Here is a 14,867-nt window from a genome sequence, read left to right as displayed (position 1 = left end):
GAAAACGGTTTGGCACGCAGCTTGCAATCCCATGAACAACAGTTTTTGGAGAACCAAAATGTACGACCGTCGCTTCTTTCGCACCCGGCTTGGCCAGGCGGCGCTTGCCAGCATCACCGCGATGGCTGCGTTCGTCGTGCTGAGCACGCAGATCACCCCGGTTGCCGCTTCACCGATGATGGTGAGCACGACCACGCAGGCCATTCTGGCGTGAACAAGCCATCCGACCACGATCCCCTAGGGCCGGAGCCCCGCTCCCCCGACAGTCCCCCGCGCGACAGCAATGCCGGCGCAGGCGGGGCTTCGGCCCGACCGGGAGAGGGGCGCCGCCTGTCGCGGATCGAGGAGGAGGTCGAGCGCCTGCGCCGGTCCCCCACTCCTACACGCGATGTGGTAGACAAGGCCCAAGAGTTTTTTTCCAGCGGAGCACCATTGATGGGTATTTTCAGCCGAACCCGCGACATCATCGCGGCCAATTTCAACGATATGCTGGATAAGGCAGACGACCCGCAGAAGATGATCCGCATGATCATCCTCGAAATGGAGGAAACGCTGGTCGAGGTTCGCGCCAGTGCCGCGCGGACCATCGCCGACCAGAAGGAAATGCACCGCCACACCGTCAAACTCGACAAGCTGCAGGCCGACTGGGCCGAAAAGGCGCAGCTGGCGCTGAGCAAGGACCGCGAGGATCTCGCCCGCGCCGCACTGGTCGAGAAGAAGAAGGCGGGCGACATGTCCGAACAGCTCAAGCAGGAGATCGCAGTGCTCGACGATGCGCTGCGCGCCTATGAGCAGGATATCGCCAAGTTGCAGCATCGCCTGCGCGAGGCCCGCAGCCGCCAGACCGCCATCGCCGCGCGTCTCGAAAGCGCGGAGAACCGCGTGAAGCTGCGCAGCCTGATGACCAACGAACGGGTCGACGAGGCACTGAGCCGCTTCGACCAGCTCGAACGCCGAGTCGATTACGCCGAGGGCCGCGCCGACGCGCTCAAGCTGTCGAGCGAGGCAGACAAGCTCTCGCTCGCCGACGAGATCGCCGCGCTGGAAGGCACCGATGCGGTCGACGATGAACTGGAACAGATGAAGCGCGCGCTCGGGCTGAATGAGTCAGCGGACGACAGCGCCGCCAAGAAGGGGGAATAATTCGATGGAAGCCGTACCGATACTGCTGGTCCTGTTTGTCGCTTTGCCATGGATCATCCTGCACTATGTGACCAAGTGGAAGACCTCCGCGACCATCACTAGCGACGACGAGGTCCTGCTCGAGGAACTCTACAACCTGGCCAAGCGCCTCGACGCGCGGATGGACACGGTCGAAAGACTGGTCGCCAGCGACAACCCGGATTTCCGCCCTGCCCGCCTGATTGCGGATAGCGAGAGCGACAATCAGCAGCTGCGCGAACTCGAACAACTCATTGCCGAAAAGAAGGGAGCAAGCCGGTGAACACCCCCCGCACGACACTATATCGCGACAAGCAGAACGCCAAGCTGATGGGAGTGTGCTCGGGCATAGCCGATTACACCGGGGTAGACGCCCTGTGGATCAGGCTCGCTTTCATCGCCCTCGTCTTTTCGACCGGCGTTGCCCTGCCCGCCTATTTCCTCGCCGGTATCCTGCTCAGCAAGAAGCCGCCGCATCTCTATTCGGATCACGAGGAAAACAAATACTGGCAGCGCGTGCGACAGAGCCCTCAGCGCACCGCGCGCGAGATCCGCTCGAAAATGAAGGACATCGATCGCCGCCTGGCGGAAGTCGAGACCTTCTACGTGAGCAGCAACCCGCGCCTCAACGCCGAGATCGAACGACTGCGCTGATCACTCAACAAGCCGTCTTAAGGATACTCCGGATCATGGATCAGTTCTTCAACTTCGCTCAGCACATGCTGCCCTTCGCTTTCGTGCTCGGCATCATCTGGATCAAGCAGCGCAACCGGCTGGAATCGCGCAAGATGGATTCGGCCAGTCAGGCCGCGGCGGAGAAGGCGGCGCTCTATGCCAACCAGTCCGCCGAACTGGAGGCACGCGTGCGGGTGCTCGAACGCATCGTCACCGATCGCGGATATAATGTCGCGACACAGATCGAGGCGCTGCGCGACCAGCAGCGGATCGAGAACGACCGCGGCAACGCACGTTTGCGCGACTGACAGCCGACACAAACAAGGGGATAACAAGCTATGGGTGAACTCATCCCGATCGTGGCAATCATCTTCGGCTGCGGCATTCCGATGGTCGCGCTGTGGACCAAGCACAAGACCAAGATCGCCGAAATGCAGGTCCACACGACCGCTCAACATACCGCCGAACGTGCCGCGCAATACGCCAGCCAGGTCAAGGAACTGGAAGACCGGGTCCGCGTGCTGGAACGCATCGTCACCGATCGTGGCTACGACATCGCCACCCAGATCGAGGCGCTGCGCGACCAGCAAAAGGTGGAAGAATCCAGCGGGGTGCAGCTGAATGTACAGCGGAAGGAGAAAGCATAATGGACGCCGCCAACGTTATCATCCCGATCCTGCCGTGGATTATCTTTGCTGGGCTGGGTCTCGGCGCTGCGGGGATCGCGGGCTGGATCCACACCACGCGCCTGCGGATCAAGCACGGCTATCCGCTCGAAGGGATGTGGGGCCAGTCCCTGCGCCCCGCTTCCGACGGACAGAACGCCGAACGATTGAAACTGCTGACGCAGGAGAACGCCCAACTGCGCGCCGAACTCGGATCGATGAAGGACCGCCTCGCCAATGTTGAGCGCATCGTCACCGACAGCGGTTACCAGCTAACGCATGAAATCGACCGCCTGCGCGATACCAAGAAGGATGCCAACTGATGGGCTCGGACGCTGATTTCGTACTCGTGATCATATTCTTGGTGATCGTCATCCCGGTAGTGGTTGGCGTCGGCAGCTCGATGTTCAATCGCTGGCTGCGCTACAAGGAGCATACTGCCGGCCTGCTTGCCGACAGCACCGCCGAGAAGGCCGCCCAATACGCCGCTCATGTCGAACGACTGGAACAGCGGATGCGGGTGCTCGAACGGCTGGCGACCGATCGCGGCGCCGATCTGGCCGCGCAGATCGAGGATTTGCGCAAGGCCGATTTGCTGGAGGAAACTGCCCGATGAGCATGTGGACGGCCATTGTCATTATTGTCGCGGTCGTCGCCATCTCGCGAGTGATGCGCGAGCGACGCCTCGCCCATCGGGATTACCGCGACGATTACCGGCAGGATTCGGCGGATTTCGAAACACGCGCTCATGACGCTTCGCTCGAACGCGAGATCGAGGATCTGCGTGAGCGGATCAAGGTGCTCGAGCGCATCGCCACCGATGGCAATTCGCTCGATGCGCGCGAAACCCGGCGGATCAGCGAGGAAATAGAAGCCCTGCGGAAAAAGCAGGATAATTGATCGGACAGGTAGCAGGAAGGATCGAACGTCATCATGTTGGAACCGACCATTGTCATTGCAGCCACCGCCCTGATCGGGCTTGGCCTGGTGGTCACCGCCCTGCTGAGGGCTTGGCACAGCTGGCTCGCGCTGAAGCAGAAGGAGCTGGATATCAGCGCGCAGGACCGCGACCCTTCGACTGCGCTCGGCGCGGCGCGGATCGAGATGTCCGATCTCAAGGAACGCATCCGCAAGCTTGAGGCAATCGCCAGCGGGGTTGACCTTTGAGCAGCGCACGGGGCGACGCCACCCGCGCAGGCATCGGCCTTGGCAGCGCTCTGGCAGTCGCGATCAGCTGGAGCCTGCACAAATCGATCGTCTGGGCGACGATCCATGGGTTCCTGAGCTGGATATATGTGATCTATTACGCGCTCACCCGCCCCGGAGGAATCGGCACTTTGTAACCCGCAAGCGCTGGACGCATCCGCGCTCCAATGCCATGGACGCGCCCATGCGCAGCCTCGACGATATCCTCGAAGAATATGAATTTCTGGAAGCCGACGATCGCTATCGCCTGCTGATCGAACTCGGTCGTGATCTAGAACCCATGCCCGCTGCGCTCAAGACCGATGCCACGCTCGTGCGCGGCTGTTCCGCGCAGGTGTGGGTCTATCCCACCGGCGACGAGGACAAACTGCACTTTCTGGCCGACAGCAATGCCGCGATCACGAAAGGCATCGTCGCTCTTGTGATTTCCGCAGTTCAGGACCGTCCGGCAGACGAGGTGGCGGCAATGGACGTGGCGGGCGCGCTCGCCCCCTTCGACCTTTCGAACCAGCTGTCCTCCAACCGCACGCAGGGTGTGCCCAATATGATCGCGCTGGTCCGCGATCACGCCGCGCGGATTGCGGCGGGCTGATCGCGGATGCGGCGCGTCTATCTCGTCGCTGGCTGGTTCTTCGTGGCATTGGGCGCGGTGGGCGCGGCGCTTCCCCTGCTGCCGACAGTGCCGTTCCTGCTGCTGGCGGTCTATTGCTTCGCGCGCAGCAATCCCGAATGGGAGCGCAAGATCCTCGACCATCCACACTGGGGGCCGCAGATCGCCGACTGGCGCGAGCGCAAGGCGATCAGCCGCCGAGCCAAGACGCTGGCGATCACCAGCATGGCGATTGGCGCTGTGGTGACGTATTTCACGCTCGGCGAACCATGGTATTTCATCTCGATCGCCGTGCTGGTGATTGCCGGAGGCTGGATCGCGACCCGCAACGAATAGGGTGCAGGCGCTTTCCTACTTGGTAGCAGGATGGGTATTGCGAGCACTGCTCTTTCCCATCGTCGAGACACAAAGGCCACGAAAGCCACACATCGCGTAGGCCAAAGGCCACACCGCGCGGTGTCGATTTTTACGCAAACGTCACGAATTAAATCGATTTTCTCGGAAAGTCACAGTGTTCAAAACCCGCTATGACGTTCCACGATCAGGCGCCGACACTGTCCCTGACCACGGCGATACCCGCCTCGCGCTGGCGTTTGAGTTCCACCTTCAGCTTCGCCGGATCGCGCGCGAAGACGAAGCCGAAGCTCACCCCGCCTTCTTTGCCGATGGTGGCGTGGTGAAGCTTGTGCGCCTGCACGATCCTCTTGGCATAGCCGCTGCGTGGCACCCAGCGGAAATACCGCTGGTGGACCAGCCCGTCATGCACCAGCGTGTAAATGATGCCATAGCCAAGGATGCCGAGGCCGATCCATGTCGCGGGCGGCCACGCTGATCCGCCCATGACCAGCGGGCTGCCCAGCGCGAACATCGAAATGCTCATCGCCGCACCGACCAATCCGTACAGGTCGTTTTTTTCGAGCATCCGGTCATGCGGCTCGTGATGATCGCGGTGCCAGCCCCAGCCGAAGCCGTGCATGATGTATTTGTGGCTCGCCCAAGCGACTATCTCCATCGCCAGGATGGTAACGAGAACGATGGAGAGCGGGACAAGCACGGCCATGATCGCGCGTGCTATAGGTCAATTGTCGGGCGGGAAAAAGAACCCACGCAGATGCTCGCCGATTCTTGCGGGCCGCAGGGTCTGCGCGTCGATGCAGCACCACGCCGACTGCACCTCGGCCAGCACCTCTTCGCCGCGACTGATCACCGTGTGGTAGAATGCGCGCGCGCCCTTGAACCCTTCAAGGACGGTGTGCGCAATCACATCATCGTCGAGGAAGGCCGGACGGCGATAGGTAATCTCATGCTTGAGCGCCACCCATGCCTTGGCCGCGATTTCCTCTGCCGGAGCGCGCTTGTTCCAATGCGCCAGCACCGCATCCTGCACCCAGTTGAGGTAACGCGCATTGTTCACGTGTCCCATGAAGTCGATATCATCGTGCGTGACGGCAATCGGGAAAGAATGGGACTCTGCTGACATGGATGTAAGTATGCCATGCAAAGCTGGCGAATGCACGAAGATTCGCAGTTAGCGAAATCTGATCGAGATTACCGCAGACCAGCCATTTTGCGACAAACCATTGCGCAAGTGATACATTTTGCGACATGGAATATCACTGCCGTTCATAAAACTCGGCCTAAACCAAAACGACCGGCCCACCGGGTCGCTTTTAAAGGAACCGAACAATGAACCGCTGGAAACTCCCCCTCGCCGCTGCTCTCGTCGCCTCGCTGGCGGTCGGTGCAGTTCCCGCCTCGGCCGCGACCTTTGCCAATGGCGGCAGGCTAAAAGCTGAAATCAACCAGCTCGACCGGCAGGTCGATCGCGCCCAGGTCCGTCACCAGATCACCAATCGAGAAGCACGGATGCTCAACCAACAGGTTCGCCAGCTCGACCGTACATGGCGTATCTATGCTCGCGGCGGCTTCTCGCGCGGTGAGCTCAACACGCTCAACCGACAGATCGACCGAGTGCACAACAAGTTGAGCCGTCAACTGATCGATCGCAACGATCATCGCTATGATCGGAATCGAGGCTACCGTCGCTAGGCCTTGAGCTTAGCCAAGTTTTCCCATCTTGCCCTACGGGGGCGGCCAGCCTAGCCCAATGCCATGGCCAGTCGCCCCCGCACATTGTATGAAAAAATCTGGGACGCACATGTCGTGGATCGCCGCCCGGACGGCACCTGCATCGTCTATATCGACCGTCACCTCGTCCATGAGGTGACCAGCCCGCAGGCCTTCGACGGCCTGCGTGTGGCCGGGCGGAAGGTCCGTCGGCCCGACCTGACGCTGGCGGTGCCCGATCACAACCTGCCGACTACGCCGCGCCTCGCCGCCGATGGCACGCCGATCCCCATTGCGGACCCGCAGAGCGCGCAGCAGCTCGCGGCGCTCGAACGCAACACCGCAGAGTTCGGGATCGAATACATCGACGCCAATGCACCCGAGCAGGGTATTGTCCATGTCGTCGGTCCGGAACAGGGTTTCTCGCTGCCCGGCACCACCATCGTCTGCGGTGACAGCCACACCGCCGCGCATGGCGGGATTGGCGCGCTCGCCTTCGGCATCGGGACCAGCGAGGTCGAGCATGTGCTGGCGACGCAGACGTTGCTGCTCAAGCCGTCCAAAAGCATGGAGGTGCGGGTCGAGAGCGAACTTGGTCCCGGCATCACGCCCAAAGACCTTATCCTTCACATCATCGGCGTGATCGGCACCGCTGGAGGCACTGGCCATGTGATCGAATATCGCGGGCCGGTGTTCGAACGGATGAGTATCGAAGGTCGGCTGACCGTATGCAACATGAGCATCGAGGGTGGCGCACGCGCCGGCCTGATCGCGCCCGACGACAAGGTATTTGACTGGCTCGAAGGCCGCCCCTTCGCACCGAATGGCAGTGAATGGGACCGCGCAGTGGACTGGTGGCGCAGCCTGGCAACCGATCCCGGTGCGCAATTCGACAAGTCGGTGGTAATCGACGCGAACGACGTAGAGCCTACCGTCACCTGGGGGACAAGCCCAGAGGACGTCGCCGCCATCGGCGCCAGCGTGCCCTTCCCCGACAGCTTTGCCGATCCTGCCAAGCGCACAGCCGCCGCCAACAGTCTCGATTACATGGGCCTGGAACCCGGCACACCGCTGGCCGAAATCGCAGTCGAGAATATCTTCATTGGCAGTTGCACCAACAGCCGCATCGAAGATCTGCGGGCAGCTTCGGAAGTGCTCAGGGGCCGCAAGAAGGCCGCGAATGTTCGCTGGGCCATCGCCGTACCCGGATCGGGGCTGGTCAAGCGTCAGGCGGAAGCCGAAGGGCTCGACCGGATTTTCATCGAGGCAGGCTTTGAATGGCGCGAACCGGGCTGTTCCGCCTGCCTTGCGATGAACCCGGACAAAGTGCCCGCGGGCGAGCGCTGCGCCTCCACCTCCAACCGCAATTTCGTCGGTCGGCAGGGCCCCGGCGCAAGGACGCATCTGATGAGCCCCGCCATGGCCGCAGCCGCTGCCGTTACCGGACGTCTGACAGACGTGCGCGAACTGCTGCGGTGAAAACAATGGGACATCGGGCTTGCAACGATTGTCCTGCAACCGCATTGGAAAAGGCATGACCAACAAGGGAAAAGCCGCCGCCGCACTGGCAGGCGCAATCGGATCGGCCGCAGTGGCCGCAGCCATGCTCTATGCGGGCAAGCGCAAGGAGCGAAAGAACAAGCCCGCCGCACCGGGCAAGGTCCCCTCGGGCGAACCGCCCGAAACCGACTGATGCAGCCGGTCGATACCATAGAGGGACGCGCGATTCCTTTCGGCGCCGCGAATGTCGATACGGACGTCATCATCCCCGCGCACTGGCTCAAGACCGTCACCCGCGATGGCCTCGGCAAGGGGGCGTTCGAAACCGTTCGCGCCAAGCCCGGCAACGTGTTCGACGATCCGGAATTCGCAGGCGCCAGCATCCTCATCACCGGCGACAACTTCGGCTGCGGATCGAGCCGCGAACACGCCGCATGGGCACTCACAGATCTGGGAATCAAGGCGGTCATCGCACCGAGCTTCTCGGACATCTTCTCCGGCAATGCTTTCAAAAACGGCATTTTGACCGTCGAACTGCCGCAAGAAGCGATCGACCGGCTGCTGGAAGTCGCGCAAACCGATCCCATCGCCATCGACCTCGGCGCACAGAGCGTGACCACCCAGTTTCAAGACCGCTTCCATTTCGACATCGATCCGTTCCGTAAGGCCTGCCTGCTTGATGGGACCGACGAGATCGGCCTGACCCTCGCGAGCGGCGATGCTATCGAAAAATACGAAAATAACCGCGCCGGGGCTCTGCCCTGGCTGGATACGAACCGGGAGAGAGCCGCATGAAAGCCGTTTTGTCGAAAGAGGTCGGAGGGCCGGAAACACTGGTCGTCGAGGAAATCGCGGCACCTGCCCCCGGTAAGGGTGAGGTGCTGGTCAAGGTCGCCGCCTGCGCAATCAATTTTCCCGACACGCTGATCATCCGCGACCTCTATCAGTTCAAACCGCCGCGTCCGTTCGCGCCAGGTGGCGAGATTTCCGGCACGATCGAGGCGCTGGGCGAAGGCGTCACCGGCTGGAACGTCGGCGACAGGGTCATTGCTGGCGTCGGCAACGGCGGCTTGCAGGAGAAGGTCGTGGTCGCCGCACCGCGCCTGTTCCGCGTACCTGAGGGTATCGATCTGGTCGAAGCCTCAGCGCTGCTCATGACCTATGGAACCACAATCCACGCGCTGAAGGATCGCGGCGACATCAAGGCTGGCGAAACCGTGCTGGTGCTGGGCGCTGCGGGGGGCGTAGGCCTGTCGGCGGTCGAACTGGCCAAGGCCTATGGCTGCCGCGTGGTAGCGGGGGTATCGAGCGAGGAAAAGGGCGAGGCCGCACGCAAGGCCGGCGCGGATGAGGTGGTGATCTATCCACGCGCTCCGTTCGACAAGGACACCTCAAAGGCGGTGGCACAGCAGTTCAAAGATGCCGTCGGCCCCGACGGTGCGGACATCGTCTATGATATTGTCGGGGGCGATTATTCCGAACCTGCGCTCCGCTCGATCGCCTGGGAAGGTCGCTTCCTCGTGATCGGCTTTCCCGCCGGGATCGCCAGGATGCCGCTCAATCTGACGTTGCTCAAGAGCTGCGATATTCGCGGCGTGTTCTGGGGCGCGTTCACGGCACGCGAGCCCAAACGCAATGCGGCGAATATCGACGAATTGTTCGCACTATGGCGCGATGGCAAGATCAGCCCGCTGGTCAGCGAAACCTACCCGATCGAACGCGCGCATGAAGCCATTGCCAAACTGGAAGATCGCGGTGCGATCGGCAAACTCGTCGTGACAATGGCGTAAGCGGGATTTTGCACGCTTGATGCGCCCTGCCCTCGGCATTATCTCGGATGCCAACTGCCAGCGCCGGAGCAATCCGGGCGACACAAAGGATAAGCGATGACCAATTTCAGGGACCGTGAGCGCGGCGAAGAAGCGAAATTCGCGTTCGACGAGGAAAACAGCTTCAAGATTGCCGCACGCTGCAATCGCCTGCTCGGCGAATGGGCCGCCGGGCTCATGAATCTGACCGACGAAGAAGCCGACGCCTACAAGAAATCCGTCGTCCAGGCCGATTTCGAAGAAGCCGGTCACGAGGATGTGATCCGGAAGGTGTTCGGCGATCTGACCCAAGCGGGTTGCGATGTTCCGGAAAGCGAGATTCGCGCCAAGCTGGAGTTCTACACTGTAGAAGCCCGTCGCCAGTTCATGACCGATCAGTCCTGATCCCATGGCGATGCAGGCGCAGGAAATCGAACGACTTATCGTCGAGGCATTGCCCGGTGCCACGGTAACGATTCGCGATCTCGCCGGAGATGGTGATCATTACGCGGCGCATGTCGAGGCGCCGCAGTTTGCGGGCAAGAACCGGGTGCAGCAACACAAGCTCGTCTACTCCGCACTCGGCGGGCGCATGGGCGGCGAGCTGCACGCCTTGCAACTGACTACCCAAGCACCCACCTGACACTCACGAAGATATTCCAGCAGACAAGGATCGGTCGCCATGTCCGACGTTAAGACGCGCATTTCCGACATCGTCAAAGCCAATGATGTCGTCCTGTTCATGAAGGGAACGCCGCTGTTCCCGCAATGCGGCTTTTCCAGCCGTGCGGTGGCGATCCTCGACCATTGCGGCGTCGCCTACGACAGCGTCGACGTGCTGCAGGACATGGACATCCGCCAGGGCATCAAGAGCTACTCCGACTGGCCAACCATCCCGCAACTCTATGTGAAGGGCGAATTCGTCGGCGGCAGTGACATCATGATGGAAATGTTCGAAGCCGGTGAGCTGCAGGAAATGATGACTGAGAAGCAGGTCGCCAAAGCTGAAAGCTGAACTGCATCGCGCCGAGTTTGTGCTCATTGAAAAAGAAAAGCCGCCCCGGGTCGTGGGCGGCTTTTCCGTTTAGAGCTTCATCCGGGGGAACGAAGCGGGAGATCGGAGAGGCGGAACCGGGAGACCAGTGGTTCCGCCTCATTCGAAGACCTCGAGAGACATGGAAAACAATGCACGGTGCGTGCCAAACTCAACAAATCGCACAATCGCTGGCATCTCAATGGTTAACGCAGCAGGATGTCTGGCACCATGTGTCAAATTTCCCGACAGGCGAATGCCACGAAGATACTTGGCAAGTGCGGACAGGCCATGCACACACGTCATAATGTCCACAGACCCAGCCAATGCAATTCCTGCCGCCACTTTGGTCATCTTTCGCCGTCCAGATCCTGCGCGCGCAGCCGAAATTCTGATGGTCGTCCGTTCGCGCCAGTTGGCATTCGCGGGCGGGATGGCAGTGTTTCCGGGCGGGCGGGTCGATCCCGGCGACCGCGAAATGGCTGCCTATCATGCCGATGCCATGACGGTCGACGAAGCAGCACACCGCATTGCCGCGATCCGCGAAACGATCGAGGAAACCGGGCTGGTCGTCGGTATGCACCAACGTGTCGGCGCCGACCAAGCCGCCCAGATCCGGGCGCAACTCGTTGCCGACGGTGTCCTCGCGCCGGTGCTTGAACGCTTCTCGCTGACGCTGGATCTCGGTTCGTTGATTCCCTATGCCCGATGGTGGCCGAAAGGAATGAAGCACACCCGGATTTTTGACACGCGCTTCTATCTGTCTGATCTCGGGACCGGCGCAGTCGACGTGGCAGTCGACACGACGGAGAACACGCGCCTGTTCTGGACCAGCGCTGCCGAAGCACTCCGACGGGCTGATCGTGGAGAGATCGACGTCATCTTTCCTACCCGCCGCAATCTGGAACGCCTCGCCCAATTCGAGAGCTTCGAAGGTGCTCGCAAGCAGGCTGAAACCGTGCCAATTCGCACGATAAGCCCAACCATCGAGCAACGCGACGGTCGCCCTGTGCTAAGTATTCCGGATGATCTCGGCTATCCGGTCACTTTCGAGGAATTGGACAGCGCCAGAAGAGGGTGAGGCGGCGAGCAAACGATTCGCCAGCGCACCGGTCACACCCGCAAAATGGCGCACCCGACATGAAAGTGATGGGCACTCAAATCATTGGGAAAACCCAAAAGCCGTCGATCGTCCATGCTTGGATCTGTCCGTACGCAAAAGGGAGAAGGACTTGGCAGGGACTTCAAATTGTCGATAGAATTGAGGTTGAGTAGGCTGTTAAGGCACCAGAGAACCTTGGCGTATGGAGCTGTGATGACCGGAAGAGATCTGGCATGACCGGCGTCATCCTGTTGAACAAGCCTTACGGCGTGCTTTCCCAGTTCACCGACGAACGGCAGGGCGAACCGCGGCCCACGCTGGCCGACCTCGTCGATGCACCGGGCTATTATCCGGCGGGTCGGCTGGACTTCGACAGCGAAGGCCTCATGGTCCTCACCAACGATGGCCGCCTGCAAGCGCGCATCGCCAACCCTCGTTTCAAGCTCACCAAGACCTATCTCGTTCAGGTGGAGGGCGAACCAGCGCAAGAGCCGCTACGCATGCTGCAAGAAGGCGTCCGGCTGAAGGACGGCGTGACCTTGCCCGCAATGGTGGAGCGTATCGCCGACCCCATGCTCTGGCCGCGGCACCCGCCGATCCGGGTGCGCAAATCCATCCCCGTCAGCTGGCTGCGCCTCACCATTCGCGAAGGTCGCAACCGACAAGTCCGCCGAATGACGGCGGCGGTCGGACATCCGACGCTGCGGCTGGTACGCTGGGCAGTCGGTGAGTGGACGCTCGACGGACTGCCCACCGGCACATGGCGTGCTACCTGACCGCTCGCGTTCAGACGGAGGGCGTGATCGCGACGCTGCCGCTATTGGCAAGATCGCATATCAAGCCCACGATTTCAGGTGAACCGGCCCATGCAGGGTCGACCTTCAATGATGCATGATCGCATAACTGCTCGGCTAAACGCGCTACCGCGCCATCGCAATCGCGGGCATCGCCATCGACGAAGAGCGTCAGGCGTTCCGAACCTGACCGGATGAGCGCGAAGCGGCACGCCGGGTTGCGTTCCAGTATCCCGCCTGCGGCCAGGTCGGCCTCTACTACCTGCGGCGTAACGGACTCCATGGGGCTCCAGTCGATAAGATCGGACTTGGGCGCGGTGACCAGAGCGCCAACCCAGCGCGCGAAGCTGTGGCGGTCCGCCAGCGCTTCGGTCACCATATGGTGCAGCCTGTCGAGTGCTTGGGGTGCAATTTCGCCCGGATTGGCGGCGGGGGTGAGGTCAGGATCGGAATAACGGTCGTCTTCATCGAGCAGGTCGATCACATGATCGGCCCAGCCCGAGACCAGCTCGGCACGTGACGGCGCACGAAAGCCGATCGAATAGGTCATGCAATCCTCGCCCAGCGCAACCCCGTCGTGCGCGAAACCGGGTGGCAGGTACAGAATATCGCCAGCCTCCAGTACCCATTCGTCTGTCGGCTGAAAATCCGCCAGCAGGCGCAATCTATCGTGGGGAAGAAGAGCGGTGCGTTCGTCACAGCGTGCGCCCACCTGCCAGCGCCGCCGCCCGAGACCCTGCACCAGAAAAACGTCGTATTGGTCGAAATGCGGCCCCACGCCGCCGCCATCGCTGGCGTAACTGACCATCACATCGTCGATCCGCCAGTTGGGAATAAAACGGAACTGTTCGAGCAATGCGGCAACTTCGGGTATGTGATGATCGACGGCCTGCACGAGCAGCGTCCAGGGCGCCGTGTCCTCCTCAGCGAAGTCGGCGCTGGACAACGGGGTATCGGTCAAATCCCATGATCGAGGCGCAGTCTGGCGCACAAGCCGCGATTCCACGCCATGTTCACAGGCCAGCCCGGCCAGCTCATCTGGCGTCAAAGGATTGTTCCAACCCCGCCAAGGGTTGCGGATGAACAAAGGGCTCTTCTGCCAATAGTCGCGAAGGAAGGCGCTGGTGTCGAAATCCATATTGGCCTGTAGCGCCAACCGCGCAAGATACTCAACCGATCCTTACGCGATTTTGCCGCGCGCCGATTCAGGAAGGCGCTACGTCGTTCAATTCATTTGATTTCGATAATGTCATCCAACTGCCGAGCCTTAGCATTGCTTCTGCGACGAGGAATCCGAAGCTGTATGAAGATGTACGTCTCGCTGGGGGAAAGGTATTTCGATGCCCTCTTCAGCAAAGCGGCGGGCGATGGCGAAGGAACGAAGATGAAGCCCAAATCCTCCAGCGTGAAAGGATCAAGCGAAAGACCATCGAGCATCGGCGCTTGCAGCACCGCAAGCTCGCAGCCTGCCCGGAGTCGCCGTACAGCATACTGGTATGATGGGCGCTCATACGATCCTGATGGCGCAGCTAATACCTGAAGTAGGCGGCAACTGAACATTGTCATTGAATGTGAACGACGCTTAATCGACACTAGTGTCGCCAGAAGATTTTGACCATTGGCTAGACAGAAGGAAAGAAGCCATGAGAGAAAATCCATTGGCCCGCCCCGGCCTTCGTACGTTCTTCAATATCGCGAGGAAATGGGGCCTGAGCGAGGACGACGAGGCGGCTATACTTGGCCAATCCGACCGCGAGGCGCTCCGCTCTTGGAAGGACGAGAGAGGTCCGGACGTCGATGCGGAGACAATCCTGCGGATATCCTACGTCCTTGGTATCTACCGAGCGATCAACACGCTGCTGCCGCGCAAGGACGTGGCTGACGCTTGGGTGAAGCAGCCCAATGCGGCGCCGATCTTCGGCGGCCGCCGTGCGCTAGACCGGATGACGAAAGGTCACATCGACGACCTAAAGATCGTTCGCCAATATCTTGATGCGGAGGCACCACCCTTGGACGTGCTATAATCGCAAGTTCGTTGCGCTGAAGGGCCAGATCAAAGTGCCGATATGCTTGAAGGTTAGTTCGACGATGAGGCCACGAAAGCCTAGCACTACTTTGGCAGAAGTGTGATTTTTGGGATTCCCAAGGAGAGATTTCCCTGATTCATGGAGAGCCAGCTTTGACGGAGGCTGGCGATGGACGAGGATTGGCAGGCGGATCTGGAGCGGTGGCTTGCTCCGTATTTG

The 14,867-nt window shown here is 60.9% G+C and carries 29 protein-coding genes; 24 read left to right on the top strand and 5 right to left on the bottom strand.

Annotated features, from left to right (window positions below; all coding sequences use genetic code 11):
- Nucleotides 1-58: 58 nt before the first annotated feature.
- The 13 genes from GRI58_RS15485 to GRI58_RS14310 all read left to right on the top strand — a co-directional run bounded on the left by GRI58_RS15485 (nucleotide 59) and on the right by GRI58_RS14310 (nucleotide 4,653).
- On the top strand, nucleotides 59-214 hold the full coding sequence (locus GRI58_RS15485) for a hypothetical protein (RefSeq protein WP_202387003.1): 156 nt from the start codon (nucleotides 59-61) through the stop codon (nucleotides 212-214).
- 176 nt (nucleotides 215-390) lie between these two features.
- Nucleotides 391-1,143: a phage shock protein PspA gene (gene pspA, locus GRI58_RS14360; protein ID WP_419957054.1), complete on the top strand. Its 753-nt coding sequence runs from the start codon at nucleotides 391-393 to the stop codon at nucleotides 1,141-1,143.
- 4 nt (nucleotides 1,144-1,147) lie between these two features.
- The gene (pspB, locus tag GRI58_RS14355; RefSeq protein WP_160754297.1) at nucleotides 1,148-1,444 is read left to right on the top strand and encodes an envelope stress response membrane protein PspB; all 297 of its coding nucleotides are present in this window, start codon (nucleotides 1,148-1,150) and stop codon (nucleotides 1,442-1,444) included.
- Entirely contained in the window at nucleotides 1,441-1,815 is a 375-nt protein-coding gene (gene pspC, locus GRI58_RS14350) for an envelope stress response membrane protein PspC (protein ID WP_160754296.1), read from the top strand. Before pspB ends, pspC begins: the two co-directional genes overlap by 4 nt.
- Nucleotides 1,816-1,850: 35 nt before the next feature.
- Nucleotides 1,851-2,144 (top strand): hypothetical protein, encoded by a 294-nt coding sequence (locus GRI58_RS14345; protein ID WP_237452336.1) that lies wholly within the window; start codon nucleotides 1,851-1,853, stop codon nucleotides 2,142-2,144.
- 30 nt (nucleotides 2,145-2,174) lie between these two features.
- The gene (locus GRI58_RS14340) at nucleotides 2,175-2,483 is read left to right on the top strand and encodes a hypothetical protein (RefSeq protein ID WP_160754295.1); all 309 of its coding nucleotides are present in this window, start codon (nucleotides 2,175-2,177) and stop codon (nucleotides 2,481-2,483) included.
- Nucleotides 2,483-2,824 carry a hypothetical protein gene (locus GRI58_RS14335; RefSeq protein ID WP_160754294.1) on the top strand — a complete coding sequence of 114 codons (342 nt, stop codon included), beginning with the start codon at nucleotides 2,483-2,485 and terminating at the stop codon, nucleotides 2,822-2,824. The genes GRI58_RS14340 and GRI58_RS14335 overlap by 1 nt, the downstream gene beginning before the upstream one ends.
- Nucleotides 2,824-3,117 (top strand): fructose-1,6-bisphosphatase, encoded by a 294-nt coding sequence (locus GRI58_RS14330; protein WP_160754293.1) that lies wholly within the window; start codon nucleotides 2,824-2,826, stop codon nucleotides 3,115-3,117. Before GRI58_RS14335 ends, GRI58_RS14330 begins: the two co-directional genes overlap by 1 nt.
- Nucleotides 3,114-3,401, top strand: coding sequence for a hypothetical protein (locus tag GRI58_RS15480; RefSeq protein ID WP_202387011.1), 288 nt, complete (start codon nucleotides 3,114-3,116; stop codon nucleotides 3,399-3,401). Before GRI58_RS14330 ends, GRI58_RS15480 begins: the two co-directional genes overlap by 4 nt.
- A 33-nt stretch (nucleotides 3,402-3,434) precedes the next feature.
- Nucleotides 3,435-3,668, top strand: a complete 234-nt coding sequence (locus tag GRI58_RS14325; protein WP_160754292.1) for a hypothetical protein — start codon at nucleotides 3,435-3,437, stop codon at nucleotides 3,666-3,668.
- Entirely contained in the window at nucleotides 3,665-3,844 is a 180-nt protein-coding gene (locus GRI58_RS14320) for a hypothetical protein (RefSeq protein WP_160754291.1), read from the top strand. Before GRI58_RS14325 ends, GRI58_RS14320 begins: the two co-directional genes overlap by 4 nt.
- Nucleotides 3,845-3,891: 47 nt before the next feature.
- Nucleotides 3,892-4,299: a SufE family protein gene (locus tag GRI58_RS14315; RefSeq protein WP_160754290.1), complete on the top strand. Its 408-nt coding sequence runs from the start codon at nucleotides 3,892-3,894 to the stop codon at nucleotides 4,297-4,299.
- Nucleotides 4,300-4,305: 6 nt separating this feature from the next.
- Complete coding sequence (locus tag GRI58_RS14310; RefSeq protein ID WP_160754289.1) at nucleotides 4,306-4,653, top strand: YbaN family protein; 348 nt, start codon at nucleotides 4,306-4,308, stop codon at nucleotides 4,651-4,653.
- A gap of 205 nt (nucleotides 4,654-4,858) precedes the next feature.
- On the opposite strand, the gene GRI58_RS14305 is transcribed toward GRI58_RS14310, so the two are convergent.
- A complete protein-coding gene (locus GRI58_RS14305; protein ID WP_160754288.1) occupies nucleotides 4,859-5,377 on the bottom strand; it encodes a sterol desaturase family protein in 519 nt (172 codons plus the stop codon).
- 18 nt (nucleotides 5,378-5,395) lie between these two features.
- The gene (locus tag GRI58_RS14300) at nucleotides 5,396-5,797 is read right to left on the bottom strand and encodes an acyl-CoA thioesterase (RefSeq protein WP_160754287.1); all 402 of its coding nucleotides are present in this window, start codon (nucleotides 5,795-5,797) and stop codon (nucleotides 5,396-5,398) included.
- 206 nt (nucleotides 5,798-6,003) lie between these two features.
- Between GRI58_RS14300 and GRI58_RS14295 the strand changes: the two genes are divergently transcribed.
- From GRI58_RS14295 to GRI58_RS14250, 10 genes are all read left to right on the top strand, one after another.
- On the top strand, nucleotides 6,004-6,366 hold the full coding sequence (locus tag GRI58_RS14295) for a lipopolysaccharide assembly protein LapA domain-containing protein (RefSeq protein ID WP_160754286.1): 363 nt from the start codon (nucleotides 6,004-6,006) through the stop codon (nucleotides 6,364-6,366).
- A gap of 63 nt (nucleotides 6,367-6,429) precedes the next feature.
- Nucleotides 6,430-7,863, top strand: a complete 1,434-nt coding sequence (leuC, locus tag GRI58_RS14290; RefSeq protein WP_160754285.1) for a 3-isopropylmalate dehydratase large subunit — start codon at nucleotides 6,430-6,432, stop codon at nucleotides 7,861-7,863.
- A 55-nt stretch (nucleotides 7,864-7,918) separates the two neighbouring features.
- A complete protein-coding gene (locus GRI58_RS14285; protein ID WP_160754284.1) occupies nucleotides 7,919-8,077 on the top strand; it encodes an isopropylmalate isomerase in 159 nt (52 codons plus the stop codon).
- On the top strand, nucleotides 8,077-8,679 hold the full coding sequence (leuD, locus tag GRI58_RS14280; protein ID WP_160754283.1) for a 3-isopropylmalate dehydratase small subunit: 603 nt from the start codon (nucleotides 8,077-8,079) through the stop codon (nucleotides 8,677-8,679). Before GRI58_RS14285 ends, leuD begins: the two co-directional genes overlap by 1 nt.
- The gene (locus tag GRI58_RS14275) at nucleotides 8,676-9,674 is read left to right on the top strand and encodes an NADPH:quinone oxidoreductase family protein (protein WP_160754282.1); all 999 of its coding nucleotides are present in this window, start codon (nucleotides 8,676-8,678) and stop codon (nucleotides 9,672-9,674) included. The genes leuD and GRI58_RS14275 overlap by 4 nt, the downstream gene beginning before the upstream one ends.
- Before the next feature lie 96 nt (nucleotides 9,675-9,770).
- Nucleotides 9,771-10,097 (top strand): DUF1476 domain-containing protein, encoded by a 327-nt coding sequence (locus GRI58_RS14270; RefSeq protein ID WP_160754281.1) that lies wholly within the window; start codon nucleotides 9,771-9,773, stop codon nucleotides 10,095-10,097.
- Nucleotides 10,098-10,101: 4 nt separating this feature from the next.
- Entirely contained in the window at nucleotides 10,102-10,335 is a 234-nt protein-coding gene (locus GRI58_RS14265; protein WP_160754280.1) for a BolA/IbaG family iron-sulfur metabolism protein, read from the top strand.
- Nucleotides 10,336-10,374: 39 nt separating this feature from the next.
- Nucleotides 10,375-10,707, top strand: a complete 333-nt coding sequence (gene grxD / locus GRI58_RS14260) for a Grx4 family monothiol glutaredoxin (RefSeq protein ID WP_160754279.1) — start codon at nucleotides 10,375-10,377, stop codon at nucleotides 10,705-10,707.
- Nucleotides 10,708-11,032: 325 nt separating this feature from the next.
- On the top strand, nucleotides 11,033-11,806 hold the full coding sequence (locus GRI58_RS14255; protein WP_202387002.1) for an NUDIX hydrolase: 774 nt from the start codon (nucleotides 11,033-11,035) through the stop codon (nucleotides 11,804-11,806).
- A gap of 254 nt (nucleotides 11,807-12,060) precedes the next feature.
- Nucleotides 12,061-12,603 carry a pseudouridine synthase gene (locus GRI58_RS14250; protein ID WP_160754278.1) on the top strand — a complete coding sequence of 181 codons (543 nt, stop codon included), beginning with the start codon at nucleotides 12,061-12,063 and terminating at the stop codon, nucleotides 12,601-12,603.
- Nucleotides 12,604-12,613: 10 nt separating this feature from the next.
- Here GRI58_RS14250 and GRI58_RS14245 read toward each other — a convergent pair whose 3' ends face one another.
- Together GRI58_RS14245 and GRI58_RS15475 are read right to left on the bottom strand one after the other, a co-directional pair.
- Nucleotides 12,614-13,759: a cupin domain-containing protein gene (locus GRI58_RS14245; protein WP_160754277.1), complete on the bottom strand. Its 1,146-nt coding sequence runs from the start codon at nucleotides 13,757-13,759 to the stop codon at nucleotides 12,614-12,616.
- Nucleotides 13,760-13,851: 92 nt separating this feature from the next.
- Nucleotides 13,852-14,280, bottom strand: coding sequence for a hypothetical protein (locus GRI58_RS15475; protein WP_202387001.1), 429 nt, complete (start codon nucleotides 14,278-14,280; stop codon nucleotides 13,852-13,854).
- Here GRI58_RS15475 and GRI58_RS14240 point away from each other — a divergent pair.
- Nucleotides 14,265-14,645, top strand: a complete 381-nt coding sequence (locus tag GRI58_RS14240) for an antitoxin Xre/MbcA/ParS toxin-binding domain-containing protein (RefSeq protein WP_202387000.1) — start codon at nucleotides 14,265-14,267, stop codon at nucleotides 14,643-14,645. The genes GRI58_RS15475 and GRI58_RS14240 overlap by 16 nt on opposite strands.
- Here GRI58_RS14240 and GRI58_RS15725 read toward each other — a convergent pair.
- On the bottom strand, nucleotides 14,640-14,867 hold a 228-nt coding region (locus tag GRI58_RS15725), incomplete at its 5' end, for a hypothetical protein (RefSeq protein ID WP_237452335.1). The genes GRI58_RS14240 and GRI58_RS15725 overlap by 6 nt on opposite strands.

This window comes from Qipengyuania algicida, assembly GCF_009828025.1.
Classification (GTDB): Bacteria; Pseudomonadota; Alphaproteobacteria; order Sphingomonadales; family Sphingomonadaceae; genus Qipengyuania; species Qipengyuania algicida.
The sequence above is the reverse complement of the archived record's forward strand: the minus strand, read 5'-3'. Positions and strand labels throughout refer to the sequence as shown.